Annotated in this window: 13 protein-coding genes; 3 read left to right on the forward strand and 10 right to left on the reverse strand. The window is 46.1% G+C overall.

Features of this window, described 5'->3' with window-relative positions; genetic code table 11:
* Positions 1-105: 105 nt before the first annotated feature.
* From BO48_RS13040 to BO48_RS13065, 6 genes are all read right to left on the reverse strand, one after another.
* Complete coding sequence (locus BO48_RS13040; protein ID WP_496367980.1) at positions 106-381, reverse strand: UPF0223 family protein; 276 nt, start codon at positions 379-381, stop codon at positions 106-108.
* A gap of 67 nt (positions 382-448) precedes the next feature.
* A complete protein-coding gene (lpdA, locus tag BO48_RS13045) occupies positions 449-1,855 on the reverse strand; it encodes a dihydrolipoyl dehydrogenase (protein WP_496367982.1) in 1,407 nt (468 codons plus the stop codon).
* Between the two features lie 5 nt (positions 1,856-1,860).
* The gene (locus tag BO48_RS13050) at positions 1,861-3,216 is read right to left on the reverse strand and encodes a dihydrolipoamide acetyltransferase family protein (RefSeq protein ID WP_496367984.1); all 1,356 of its coding nucleotides are present in this window, start codon (positions 3,214-3,216) and stop codon (positions 1,861-1,863) included.
* A 30-nt stretch (positions 3,217-3,246) separates the two neighbouring features.
* The gene (locus tag BO48_RS13055; protein WP_496367986.1) at positions 3,247-4,224 is read right to left on the reverse strand and encodes an alpha-ketoacid dehydrogenase subunit beta; all 978 of its coding nucleotides are present in this window, start codon (positions 4,222-4,224) and stop codon (positions 3,247-3,249) included.
* Between the two features lie 3 nt (positions 4,225-4,227).
* Positions 4,228-5,334 (reverse strand): pyruvate dehydrogenase (acetyl-transferring) E1 component subunit alpha, encoded by a 1,107-nt coding sequence (pdhA, locus tag BO48_RS13060; RefSeq protein WP_496367988.1) that lies wholly within the window; start codon positions 5,332-5,334, stop codon positions 4,228-4,230.
* Between the two features lie 171 nt (positions 5,335-5,505).
* Entirely contained in the window at positions 5,506-6,135 is a 630-nt protein-coding gene (locus tag BO48_RS13065) for a YkyA family protein (protein WP_496367990.1), read from the reverse strand.
* Positions 6,136-6,244: 109 nt separating this feature from the next.
* On the opposite strand from BO48_RS13065, the gene def reads away from it, so the two are divergent.
* Positions 6,245-6,796, forward strand: coding sequence for a peptide deformylase (def, locus tag BO48_RS13070; protein WP_496367992.1), 552 nt, complete (start codon positions 6,245-6,247; stop codon positions 6,794-6,796).
* A gap of 25 nt (positions 6,797-6,821) precedes the next feature.
* On the opposite strand, the gene BO48_RS13075 is transcribed toward def, so the two are convergent.
* Positions 6,822-7,085: a hypothetical protein gene (locus BO48_RS13075; protein ID WP_496367994.1), complete on the reverse strand. Its 264-nt coding sequence runs from the start codon at positions 7,083-7,085 to the stop codon at positions 6,822-6,824.
* A 293-nt stretch (positions 7,086-7,378) separates the two neighbouring features.
* Here BO48_RS13075 and BO48_RS13080 point away from each other — a divergent pair, with 293 nt between their 5' ends.
* Together BO48_RS13080 and rnjA are read left to right on the forward strand one after the other, a co-directional pair.
* Positions 7,379-7,594: a DNA-dependent RNA polymerase subunit epsilon gene (locus tag BO48_RS13080; protein WP_496367996.1), complete on the forward strand. Its 216-nt coding sequence runs from the start codon at positions 7,379-7,381 to the stop codon at positions 7,592-7,594.
* Positions 7,591-9,288, forward strand: coding sequence for a ribonuclease J1 (gene rnjA / locus BO48_RS13085; RefSeq protein ID WP_496368082.1), 1,698 nt, complete (start codon positions 7,591-7,593; stop codon positions 9,286-9,288). Before BO48_RS13080 ends, rnjA begins: the two co-directional genes overlap by 4 nt.
* A gap of 400 nt (positions 9,289-9,688) precedes the next feature.
* Here rnjA and ltrA read toward each other — a convergent pair whose 3' ends face one another.
* The 3 genes from ltrA to BO48_RS13100 all read right to left on the reverse strand — a co-directional run bounded on the left by ltrA (position 9,689) and on the right by BO48_RS13100 (position 13,350).
* Entirely contained in the window at positions 9,689-10,942 is a 1,254-nt protein-coding gene (ltrA, locus tag BO48_RS13090; protein ID WP_496367998.1) for a group II intron reverse transcriptase/maturase, read from the reverse strand.
* A 531-nt stretch (positions 10,943-11,473) separates the two neighbouring features.
* A complete protein-coding gene (locus BO48_RS13095) occupies positions 11,474-12,133 on the reverse strand; it encodes a potassium channel family protein (protein WP_496368000.1) in 660 nt (219 codons plus the stop codon).
* A gap of 191 nt (positions 12,134-12,324) precedes the next feature.
* Complete coding sequence (locus BO48_RS13100) at positions 12,325-13,350, reverse strand: cytochrome d ubiquinol oxidase subunit II (protein WP_496368084.1); 1,026 nt, start codon at positions 13,348-13,350, stop codon at positions 12,325-12,327.
* Between the last annotated feature and the right edge of the window lie 4 nt (positions 13,351-13,354).

Here is a 13,354-nt window from a genome sequence, read left to right on the forward strand (position 1 = left end):
TGTGTGTCCTCTTTTAAATATTACCCTGATTCATATAATATTAATCACAATAATCATTATTATATATCTTAATTTAAAAATGCAGGAGCTGAATCCCGCAAGTAATCATGGTTTTAAGATGTCTCCATCTCCCGAGTCTTTCAATTGTCTAGTCAAAGTGAAAGGTTCAAAACCGCTTCTTTCCTTAAACTCTTTAAACAATGTTTTCTCTTCACTTTTCGTCGGTACGACCTGCTTAAAGTTTTTGTAGTGTCCTTTAAGCGCTCCGCCCGGGATGCCTTCCTCATAACCGGTTTCAACCGCTTCAAAAAATTCGACGACCGCGACTATCTCTTCAGTCGACCAGTCTTCATCCAGTGGATAGCTGAATCCCTCGTTCACTTTTATTCACCTCACACATATATAATTCAAAAATAAAAGGCGTCATAAAGACGCCTTAGATATTATATTACATAGAGTGGACTGGACGGCCTAATGCAACTTCAGCCGCTTCCATAGGGATTTCACCTAAAGTAGGGTGCGCATGGATTGTCAGGGCAATATCTTCTAAAGTGATGCCCGTCTCAACAGCAAGTCCGAGTTCAGCAATGATGTCTGAAGCACCGTCACCTGCGATTTGAGCGCCAAGTACAAGCCCGTCTTCTTTACGAGCAACGACTTTAACGAACCCGTCAGTTTTGTTCAGACCGAGCGCACGTCCGTTAGCACCGAACGGGAACTGTCCTGTAACAACTTCGTAGCCTTCTTCTTTAGCATCTGTTTCGTTGAATCCGACAGTTGCCAGTTCAGGCTCTGTGAAACATACTGCTGGCATACCGATGTAATCAACTTCTGATTTTTCACCAGCGATTGCTTCTGCAGCAATTTTACCTTCGTAGCTTGCTTTATGAGCAAGTGGAAGTCCGTGAACAATATCGCCGATTGCGAAAATGTTGTCGATTGAAGTTCTGGACTGCTTGTCCACTTCGATCAGGCCGCGGTCATCTTTTTTGATGCCGAGCTCTTCCAGACCGATTTCTTCAGTGTTCGGTTTACGGCCGACTGTAACAAGTACGTAGTCCGCTTCAACTTCGTGTGTTTCACCTTTTGCTTCATACGTGACTTTCACACCGTTTTCAGTTTCCTCAGCTGATTTAGCCATCGCTTTTGTAACGATTGTCGCGTCTTTTTTCTTAAGGTTACGTTTAACCAGTGAAGTCATGCGCTTTTCGAATCCGCCAAGAATATCTTTCTGGCCTTCAAGAATCGTCACTTCAGTACCGAAGTTAGCGTACGCAGTACCAAGCTCAGTACCGATATAACCACCGCCGATAACGATCAGTTTTTCAGGCTTCTCTTCAAGTGCAAGTGCACCAGTGGAGTCAAGGATACGCTTGCCGAATTTGAATCCTGGGATTTCAATCGGGCGTGAACCTGTTGCGATGATTGCGTTTTTGAATTTGTAAGTCTGTGACTGCTTTTCATCCATCACTTTCATCGTGTTGTTATCGACGAAGTAAGCTTCACCTTTGACCATGTCTACTTTGTTTCCTTTAAGAAGACCTTCGACACCGCCGACTAATTTGTCAACAACGCTCTCTTTGAATGATTGTACTTTAGAGAAATCAAGGCTGACACCTTCAGTTTTAACACCCATTTCCTCAGAATTAAGTGCTTCCTGGTAACGGTGTGATGATGAGATGACTGCTTTGGACGGAATACATCCGACGTTCAGACACACGCCACCCCATGCTTCTTTTTCTACGATTGTCACTTTCTGACCTGTCTGAGCTGCACGGATTGCCGCAACATACCCACCAGGACCTGCACCAACTACAATTGTATCTGTTTCAATAGGAAAATCTCCAACTACCATTCTACTTATCCCTCCATCAGTAATAATTCCGGATTATTTAATAATCTCTTCATATGATTTAATGCAGTTTGAGCTTTCATGCCATCAACCTGTCTGTGATCATAGCTCAATGATAACGCAAGAACACGTGCCGGGACAACTTGTCCATCTCTTACAATTGCTTTTTCTTCAATGCGGCCGATACCGAGTATTGCAACTTCAGGCTGGTTGATTACCGGTGTGAAATGCGCACCGCCGGCAGAGCCCAGGTTGGAAATGGACATTGATCCGCCTTTCATTTCGTCACCTGACAATTTGCCGTCACGTGCTTTTTCAGCAAGCGCGTTAATTTCATTTGAAATTTCGAACATTGATTTCGTATCGGCATCTTTGATGACTGGTACAACCAGACCACGCTCAGTGTCTGCAGCAATACCTACATTATAGTAATGTTTCTGAATTATTTCCATCGTTTCATTGTCGATTGATGCATTCAGTTCAGGGAATTTCTTCAATGTTGACACAATTGTCTTAACTACGTATGGAAGGAACGTCAATTTAACGCCCTGCTCCGCAGCGATTTCCTTGAACTTCTTGCGGTGATTCCAAAGTTCGTCGACAACGACTTCGTCCATGTGCGTCACGTGAGGTGATGTCTGCTTGGAGTTTACCATCGCTTTTGCGATCGCTTTTCTCATGCCGGACATTTTCTCTCTTGTTTCGCGTGAACCTTGTGAAGCACTTGCAGCAACCTGGCTCTCTTCCTGAGTTTCTTCTTCGGAAGCCGCTTCTTCAGATTCTGATGCTGCCGGCGCATCGCCGCTCTTGAATGCTTCAATATCTTCTTTTGTAACACGGCCGTTTTTGCCTGACCCTGTCACTTCATTGATATCGACATCTTCTTCACGTGCAAATTTGCGCACGGACGGCATAGCAATTACACGGCCGCCGGAAGTTTTTTTCTCTTTCTTGTATTCAGACTCGGACGCTTCTTTGTCTTCTTTGGAATCGTCTTTCTTTTCATCTTTGGAGTCATCTTCTTTGGAATCATCTTTTGATTCATCTTCGGACTTTTCTTCTTTTTTCTCTTCGTCTTTGGATTCTTCTTTTTCTGATTCCCCTTCAGATTCGCCGTTGTCTTCAGAACCGTCATCGATTGTTACGATCACTGTACCGACAGTTGTCACTTCCCCTTCAGGGACGTGAATTTTTGCCACTGTACCGTCGACCTGGGACGGGATTTCCACCATTGCTTTATCATTCTGGATTTCAACCAGAACGTCATCTTCTTTGATTTCATCGCCTTCTTCGACCATCCATTTAGCGATTTCACCTTCGTGGATACCTTCACCGATATCCGGCAGTTTAAATTCAAAAGCCACTGTAATTCCTCCTTTTATATGATCTTTATTTTAGAAATTATATACTTCTTTTGCTTTTTCAATAATATCATCTTTGTTCGGCAGCCATACTTCTTCTGCCTGAGTGAACGGATATACAGTGTCCGGAGCCGTCACACGCTTGATCGGTGCTTCCAGGCTTAAAATGACACGCTCTGACAGTTCAGCCGCAACGTTTGCTGCGATACCTGCCTGGCGCTGTGCTTCCTGGACAACGACCGCGCGGTTTGTCTTTTCGACAGATTCAATCAGTGTATCGTAATCCACCGGAGATACAGTTCTAAGGTCGACCACTTCTGCAGAGATGCCGTCTTCTTCAAGCGCTTCTGCCGCTTTGATTGATTCCTGCACCATCGCACCGTATGCGATCAGTGTGACGTCCGTACCTTCTCTTTTAACATTCGCTTTGCCGATTTCAACCGTGTAGTCCTCTTCAGGCACTTCTTCACGGAATGAGCGGTAAAGTTTCATGTGCTCAAGGAATACAACCGGATCATTTGAACGGATGGCTTCGATCAGAAGACCTTTCGCATCCGCAGGGTTTGAAGGAATGACCACTTTCAGACCAGGCGTCTGAGCCATCAGCCCTTCCAATGAGTCCGCGTGCATTTCAGGCGTGTGAACACCGCCGCCGAATGGCGCACGGATAACGACCGGCATCGGTTTTGAAGCACCGGAACGGAACCGGTGTCTTGCGATCTGACCCGCTACCCCGTCCATTGCTTCGAATAAAAACCCGAAGAACTGGATTTCCATTACCGGGCGGTAGCCTTCAAGTGTCAGGCCGAGTCCAAGTGATACAAGTCCGCTTTCTGCAAGCGGCGTGTCGAATACGCGCTCTTCGCCGAATTCTTTCTGTAAGCCCTCAGTCGCACGGAAGACACCACCGTTGACACCGACGTCCTCCCCAAAGACCAGGACATTTTCATCATTTTTGAGTTCAGTGGCCATCGCTTCTGTGATCGCCTGAATCATTGTCTTTTCAGCCATTGTTTATTTCGACTCCTTTTCTTTGTAGTCTTCATACTGCTCTTCCAGGTTTGAAGGCATATCGTCATACATGATTTCCATCAGCTGTGTCACAGACTGCTTATCAGTACCGTCTGCTTCTTTGATTGCTTTTTTGACATCTTCTTTAGCCTGTTCCATAATTTCATTCTCTTTATCTTCGCTCCACAGATCTTTGTCTTCAAGGAACTTGCGGAAACGTACTAATGGGTCTTTTTTCTCCCAGTCTGAGTCTTCATCCGAAGTACGGTAGCGTGTCGGGTCGTCCCCTGCCATCGTATGCGGACCGTAACGGTAGCACAGTGTTTCGATCAGTGTCGGACCATCGCCCGCCACTGCACGATCACGTGCATCTTTCGTCACTTTATATACAGCAAGAGGATCCATGCCGTCCACAAGAACGCCCGGAATACCAACCGCCACTGCTTTTTGTGCAAGTGTTTTTGCATTCGTCTGCAGTTCACGCGGTGTAGAGATTGCGTAGTTGTTGTTTTGGACAACGAAAATTGCAGGTGCTAAATACGCACTCGCAAAGTTGATGCCTTCATAGAAGTCCCCCTGCGAGGAACCGCCGTCACCTGTGTAAGTGATTGCCACTGCGTCCTTGCCGCGTTTTTTAATACCTAAAGCGACACCCGCAGTCTGCACAAATGATGCACCGATAATAATCTGCGGACTTAAAGCGTTTACACCTTCCGGGAACTGATTCCCTTTAAAGTGTCCGCGTGAAAATAAGAATGCCTGTGTCAGCGGCAGTCCATGCCAGATCAATTGAGGCACATCACGGTAACCCGGTAAAATATAGTCATCTTTTTCAAGTGCATACTGACTGGCAAGCTGTGAAGCTTCCTGCCCGGCAGTCGGTGCATAGAAACCGAGACGCCCCTGTCTGTTAAGTGAGATTGAACGCTGATCCAGAACACGTGTCCAAACCATGCGAGTCATCAGTTCCACTAATTCGTCGTCTGACAGGTCAGGCATGTCGCCCTTGTTTACTACTTCCCCTTTTTCGTTCAAAATCTGGTACATCTCAAATTTGTTTTCGATTTCTTCCAGTGTTTCGACTGGATCGAATCCCTTTTTAGGTGCCATTGAATGTTCACCGAACCTTTCACATTTTTTAATGTATATTTTGTAGCTCTTGTTAATAATTTTATCACAGTCTGTTACAACAGTAAATTCAGCAGTTGTGAAACAGACTGCTTTAATCGTTGATATTACAACGTTATTTTATTGAAACAGAAAAATCTGTTGTAGTACACTTTAAGATTCATCCAGGATTGCATACACTTCGTTCTTCACTTCATTCAAACGATCCGTCGCTGTCGTATATTCTTCCTGCAGCACGGACAGCCCCTCATATTCCTCATTCAGCGTATTGATATGGTCATCGATATCATCCTGATTCAAATCTTCATCCTGCAAGTATTCGAATAACTCTTCCTCACCGCTTAACACACTTTTGAAAGCTTCCATCAGTTCCTCGTGTTTTGCGTAACGGTCATCCGCTGCAGAAATCAACGCTTCTGCCTGCTGGCGGTAGTCCTCATTGCTGATATCTTCAACAAGCGCTTCGGACGCTTCAGCAACCGCCCTGGATTCTTCCATTACAGATTCCTCCTGATTGATCAGCTCAAGACGCTCGGCAGTATTTTCAGCAAGTGACTCGCTCATGTCACTCAGCTCACTGCGTTCAGCAGTCGACAGGTCTTCCTGAATCTGTCCGCGTCTGTTTTCAAGTCTGTTGAAGTCCTCGCTGATATCACTGATTTCAGATTCGACATCCAGCGTCTCCTGGAACTTCACATAAAATGTTTCCAATTCATCGATCTCGTCATTACAGGCGGTTAAAATAAAAACCAGCCCCAACATTAAAGCCGAAATTCTTCTCATGAATAAAAATCCTCCGCAACATCAAAATTTATGTAATCCTGGTACTGATATATATCAACCACTTATAGTATACTATAAATATTCTTACACAAAAACAGGAGGGTTTACCTTGTTAACAATGAAAGATATCGTCCGCGACCCGGCCCCTATATTAAGGAATAAGGCTGCGGAAGTGAGTGAGATTGACGAAGAAACAATCTCACAATTAAAAAGTATGAGAGAGTATCTTAAAAACTCACAAAATGAGGAAACAGCAGAAAAATATAAATTGAGGTCAGGTGTCGGCCTTGCCGCACCGCAGATCGGTCTCGACAAACGCATGCTCGCCGTCTATATTGAAAACACCGAAGGCGAAGTCGAATATGACTACATGCTGATCAATCCGAAAATAAAAAGTCATTCAGTCGCAGAAACTTATCTGCCGTCAGGTGAAGGGTGCCTCAGTGTCGATGAAGACATCGAAGGCCTCGTCCACCGCTACAAAAGAATCCGCATTTCAGCGACGACAATCGACGGCAAACAGCTGGAACTGAAAGCAAAAGGCATGCTCGCAGTCGTTCTGCAGCACGAAATCGACCATCTGGATGGCATCATGTTTTATGACCGTATCGATAAAGATTTCCCGAACGACCCGAAAATCGGCGCACAGCCGCTGGAATAATAAAAAACCCGTGGATTCACGGGTTTTACATAAAATCATCACGACGTTCTTTAAATGGAACGTTTTTTTCATACAGCAACGGTTTTAATTCTTCAAAAGTATCAAGGTTTAAAACTTCGGGATCTTTGTCATAGCGCGGCCGGTGGACATCCCCGGCACTCGCGTCATCGTCATATTTATAATTCATGACAACCCCTTTGTCTCGCACATTGAACTCAAGACCGGTAAAATTGCGGTCTTCACGTTCTTTTTCCAGTAATATCTGAGATAATAGATTTTGTGCTTTCACAAGCTTCCCTCCAATCACTTCTATTATAAAGTCTTTGCATGCCGGCCGTCTATATTGTAAAATAAAATTAAGTATATATGGGATGTGGTCAATATGCTCAGACGGTTACGTCAAAGATGGAAGCAGAAACTCTAGACGCATTCTCGGCAGAAAAGGTTTATTAGGCAATGAATTCTTGAGGAAAGATTAATCCGGAAATTGTGCTTGAACGTTTTTAAGCACAATTTTTTTAATGATATTGATAAATAAAACCTGAAAAAAATAATAATTATAACTATAAAGGAGATATTAACATGGCAGTATTTAAAGTGTTTTATCAACAAAATCTAACGGACCGTATCATCCGTGAAGATACGCAAACAAAATATTTCGAGGCGGAATCAGAGACAGAGGTCCGTCAGGAATTAAAAGATGCAGGATACAATATTGAATTCGTGGAAAAGCTCAGCGATGCTCATCTGAACTACGAAAAAGAAAACAATGTCGATTTTAAGGTGGAGAATTTATAATGTCACTTGAAAAACAGGAAGTTGGCGTATACGCGCTGGGCGGTCTTGGTGAAATCGGCAAGAACATGTACTGCGTGGAATACAAAGACGAAATAGTCATCATCGATGCGGGCATCAAGTTTCCCGACGATGAGCAGCTCGGTATCGATTACGTCATACCGGACTACAGCTATTTAATTGAAAACCAGTCTAAAATAAAGGCCGTTGTCGTCACGCATGGTCACGAAGACCATATCGGCGGCATCCCGTATTTACTGAAAGAGATTAACGTACCGATATATTCCGGCCCGCTTGCACTTGGGTTGATACGCAACAAATTGGACGAGCATCGTTTGCTGCGTACGGCGGAATTGCACGAAATCCACGAGGACAGTGTGTTGAACTTCGGCAACCTGAGTGTCGATTTCTTCTTAGTGACACACTCCATCCCGGAAGCGTACGGCGTCGTTGTGAGAACGCCGGAAGGCAACATCGTCCACACGGGCGACTTCAAGTTCGACTTCACACCGGTCGGTGAACCGGCGAACCTTGCGAAAATGGCACAGCTCGGTGAAGAAGGCGTACTCTGTCTGTTGTCGGATTCGACGAACGCGACGATCCCGAACTTCACAATCAGTGAAAAGTCAGTCGGACAGAACGTTGAGGACATCTTCAGGAAATGTACAGGCAGAATCATCTTTGCGACATTCGCATCGAACATCTACCGCGTACAGCAGGCCATCGAGGCTGCAGTGAAGTTCGACCGTAAAATCTGTATTTTCGGACGCAGCATGGAAAACAATATCAAAATCGGAACGGAGCTTGGCTACATCAAAGCACCGCCTGAGACGTTCATTGAACCGAAAATGATCAACAAAATCGAAAAGCACAAAGTGATGATACTTTGCACAGGGTCACAGGGTGAGCCGATGGCTGCACTGTCAAGAATTGCAAACGGCACGCACCGTCAGATCAGCATCATTCCCGATGACACTGTCATCTTCAGTTCATCACCGATTCCGGGGAACACTTTAAGTGTGAACCGCACAATCAACTCTCTGTTCAAAGCGGGCGCTGACGTGATTCACGGCCGCCTGTCCAACATTCATACATCCGGACACGGCTCACAGGAAGAGCAGAAACTGATGCTCCGCCTGATCCGACCGAAATACTTCATGCCGATCCACGGTGAATACCGCATGCTGGATCTGCATAAGCAGATGGCCATTTCAACAGGTGTTGAAGAAGATAACGTCTTCCTCATGGAAATCGGCGACGTCCTCGCACTGAAGAGCGACTCGGCGCGCATGAGCCACCGCGTTCAGGCAGGCACGGTGTTCGTTGACGGCATCGGTATCGGAGACATCGGCAATATCGTCCTCCGCGACCGTAAAGATCTATCCGAAGAAGGCCTTGCGATTGTTGTCGTATCCATCGACTTCAAGACGAAGCAGCTTTTGAGCGGCCCCGACATCATTTCACGCGGATTCGTCTACATGCGTGAATCCTATGGCCTCATCAGAAGCGCCGAGAAGAAAATCAAGGACGACGTGAACAACCTTCTGAACTCGAAAGACAAAGTTGAATGGTTCAACGTCAAACAGCTGATCATCGAAGAACTCAGCCAGCACCTGTACAGAAAAACAAAACGCAGCCCGATGATTCTCCCAATGATCATGAGAATCAACGACGAAAAGCTTCAGAAGAAAAAATAAAATCTTGAGAAGTTTGAAACCGCCCCTTGAGGACAATATGTCCCGGGCGGTTTTTTGTGTCTGGGATAGTCGTGGGCCTGCTCACTTAGGTGCTTTTTCGATGCCGGGTGAGCAGATTTCTTCCCGAGCTGCTCACTTAGCATGATTTTTATTGCCAAACGCGCAGCCATCGGTTTTTATTTTCATTAATAGTAGGAGGCAGCTGTTTAAGTTCGCGGTAAATTTCAGCCTATCTGCACCCCACCCACCTTTCTGCGTTCAGTCAGCTTCAAATCCCGGCGCATCTGCACCGCTCCAAATCGAGTAGAGAGAAAATAATAGAATTATTTTCGTCCCTCTCACAACACCGTACATACGGGTCACGTATACGGCGTTTCAATTTATATTACAGTGTGTACTTTTAGATAGTAGGCTGAGACAGAGGGGATTCCCTCTGTCTCAGCCGTTTGTTTGAAATCGCTCTGTGAATGACTTTAGACAAACCGATGTAGCGATAGCCTTTACGGCAGTAGGTCAGACCTTTGGCCTCTTCTTTGGGAACACCGAGCTGGACGAGCGACTGGATTTGTTTCTTGGCGTCTTTCCACTGTTTCCAGATAATCACCCGTATTCTCGCACGCAGTTTCGAATCTATTTGTTCTGTCTTCTTCTTCATATGTGCCAGCCTGAAGTAATTGACCCATCCGTAAATCACCTGCTTCAATTTGAGTATCCGATAATCCAAGGGTATACTCCAACTGCGTTTAGTGAGTTGTTTGAGTCGTCTTTGGAATTTCTGGACAGAGTCTTCATGCGGTCTGACGGCATAACGCCGATTCCGGGTATCATAGAAATATCCAAACCCGAGAAATTTTAGTGCGGTCGGACGAACAATGCGGCGCTTCTCACTATTGACGATGAGACCGAGTGTATGCTCTATGAATTTTGTCACGGATGCCATCACCCGATGGGCGGCTTTCTCACTTTTGACAAATATCAAAGCGTCATCGGCATATCGGACGAATCGCAGTCCCCGATTTTCCAGTTCTTTGTCCAACTTATTCAACATGATGTTGCTTAGAAGTGGACTCAGGTTACCCCCTTGGGGTGTCCCAACCCGTGTTGCCTCATACTTGCCATCGACCATCACACCGCTGACCAGATATTTACGGATCAGTGAAATCACATCGCCGTCATCAATCGTATTCGAGATGATTCGCATGAGTTTATCGTGGTGGACGGTGTCGAAGAAACGTTCAAGGTCGATATCAATCACCCACTTATAGCCTGCATTTATAAATTCAAGACTCTGGATGATGGCCATTTCACAACTTCTGCCCGGTCTGAACCCATAACTGAAGTCGCTGAACTGCCGTTCAAATATCGGGCTGAGGACTTGATGAATGGCTTGTTGAACGACCCGGTCCACGACTGTTGGTATGCCCAATTTGCGCATCTTGCCATTCTCTTTTGGGATTTCCACTCGTAAGGCAGCCTGTGGCCGGTATTGTCTCGTTCGGATGCGCTGACGCAGTTCATCTTTATTGTCCTTCAGGTATTGCTTGAGTGCCTCTATCTTCACACCATTCACGCCACCTGCGCCTTTGTTTCTATACACGCGCAAGTAGGCATCATTCATATTCCGATTATTTAGTATTTCTTCTAAAAGTGTCACACTCGTTTCTCCTTCCATTCACGTGATAGATGTCATCTCCCATTTTGGCTATCCTCTGAGTAACGCTCATACGTTCACCATTAACACATTCGGAGTTGGACATCTACGCATTCGTGGCGTTGAAACACTACAAATTATTCCGCCCTTCATGAGATGACTCATTACTATGGCTTCTGCTGACTTCTTGCGACTAACCGTTTTCGACTGTACACATTGTACTTCCGCAAGACCTCCCAGGGTAAGGCATCCATCTTTCCTCTTTTACTCGTCTGATTTACTGCATAGAGTACGTAGATCTTATTTGGACTTTGACTTGTGTTGGAGCCTTATCCCTCTACAGAGTCTTGGTATCAGATTTCTATTCGTCGAGCCAAGATTTTATTCCACGCTGCCTCCAGCCCCTGCCTCACGGCAGATGCCTTGCGCTTCCTTAGTGGTTGGTAGATGCGAACCCCCACAGTGGACTTTCACCACCTAGATAGATGCCATGCCTGGCACACACCAAAAAACCGGACGCGGCAATGCGTCCGGCTAGTCCATCATTTTCTTTTCGAAATTTGTTAAATCATCTTCACTGCCAATCGTAATCAAAACGTCGGCGGCAAGTATTTTCAAAGTAGGATCCGGAGACACGATAATATCGTCATCCCGTTTGATGGCGATGATGCTGATACCGAATTCCGCGCGGATATCCAGTGCGAGTATCGAGCGCCCGATCAATTTTTCACTGGCGAGATATTCGACGACCGAGTATTCTCCGCCGAGTTCCAAATAATCCAGAACTGAATTTGAAACGAGTTTATGCGCGATTCTCCGGCCCATATCACGCTCCGGATGGACGACGAAATCCGCACCGATTTTCTCAAGCACACGCGCATGGTATGAACTCTGCGCCTTCACCGTCACCTTTTTCACACCGATATCTTTCAGCAGTAACGTCGTCAGGATGCTCGACTGGATATTGTCCCCGATCGCGACCACCACATGGTCGAAATTTCTGAGGCCGAGGTCGTTCAAGACCTGTTCCTCCGTCGTATCCGCAATCACCGACTCTGTCGCGATATCCTGAAAATCCTTCACCCGCTCCGAATGAATATCGATGGCGAGCACGTCCACATCGAGTTCCCTCAGCTCATCGACGATACTGCCGCCGAACCTGCCGAGCCCTATCACTGCAAATTCCTTTTTCACATACCTCAACTCCGATTCAAATTAAACTCAAAAATATACAATCCCTATGATAAACCTATTCAGCCGAAATTTCACATATTTTATGTAAAAAAAAGCCGTCCCCTTGCGAGAGCGGCACCTCACCCTTCAGAGTCAACGCTCCAAACAGCATGGTGCCGGGCGCCCGCAAACAGGCATCGGCTTTCGTTTTATTAATACCCTTCTTCTTCTTTGCCCTCAACATAATCTTTATCGAAGATGAACAGTCTGAGCAGAAGAATCAGGCTTGGTATGAGCAGCAGCAGTCCGAGTATGAAGACGATCGTCAGTGCAAATGCCATCGACTCGTTGACGACACTCGTGTTGATATCGATATACGGATACAGAATGTACGGCAGTTTACTGATGCCGTAGCCGTAGAATGCGAATGCGATCTGCAGCATGATCATGATGAATGCAAGTCCGAAGTTGCGTCGCTTCCAGATCAGGAAAATCGCGATCAGCATTGCCAACAGGCTCAGGCCGAATAAATACCAGTAATCCTGTGCGGACTGGAAGTGTTCAAAGTTATGTTCCCGGAGGCTCAGGAACGTGAACTGGCTGATGACGATCATCGGCAGCGACCAGATCAAAAACCACTTCCTGAACGTTTCCATCGCACTTTTATTTTTCGCTTTCGATGCGTAATACGTGAGGAAACCGCTGGACACATAGAGCACCAGGATGATGGCCAGGAAGACGACCGTCCATGCATATGAACTGAACAGCAGTTCCTCAAGGTGCAGCTGGACGCCGCCCGCTTCCTCATATATATAGCCGCCCTCTGAAATCACCAGCACGATCGACAGTGATGCCGGAATCAGTAGCCCCGTCACACCGTACAGGAATGCCCATGATTTACGCGGCTTTGTCGTACTCGAGTTGAACGCGTAATAGCTTCCCCGGATCGACAGCAGTATGAGCGCGATGCTCCCCGGAATGAGCAGGCTCGTTCCGAGATAGTACGCCGTGTCGGGATAGAACCCGACGATGCCGACGAAGAAGAACACGAAGAACACGTTCGTCGTTTCCCATACCGGGCTCAAGTAGCGCTGGATGATATGACTGACTTTCTGGTGCTGGCCGGTTTCCATCGCATAATAGTTGAAGAATCCGGCGCCGAAATCAATCGCGGCCACAATCACGTAGCCGTACAGAAATGTCCAGAGTACCGTAATACCAATCATTTCATAATTCAGATCC

The organism is Lacicoccus kunmingensis DSM 17847, assembly GCF_059568765.1.

Excerpts from the sequence above, each read along its gene's own strand:
- lpdA (WP_496367982.1), bottom strand. The coding sequence starts at position 1,855 with ATGGTAGTTGGAGATTTTCCTATTGAAACAGATACAATTGTAGTTGGT.
- BO48_RS13055 (WP_496367986.1), bottom strand. The coding sequence starts at position 4,224 with ATGGCTGAAAAGACAATGATTCAGGCGATCACAGAAGCGATGGCCACT.
- pdhA (WP_496367988.1), bottom strand. The coding sequence starts at position 5,334 with ATGGCACCTAAAAAGGGATTCGATCCAGTCGAAACACTGGAAGAAATC.
- BO48_RS13065 (WP_496367990.1), bottom strand. The coding sequence starts at position 6,135 with ATGAGAAGAATTTCGGCTTTAATGTTGGGGCTGGTTTTTATTTTAACC.
- BO48_RS13080 (WP_496367996.1), top strand. The coding sequence starts at position 7,379 with ATGGCAGTATTTAAAGTGTTTTATCAACAAAATCTAACGGACCGTATC.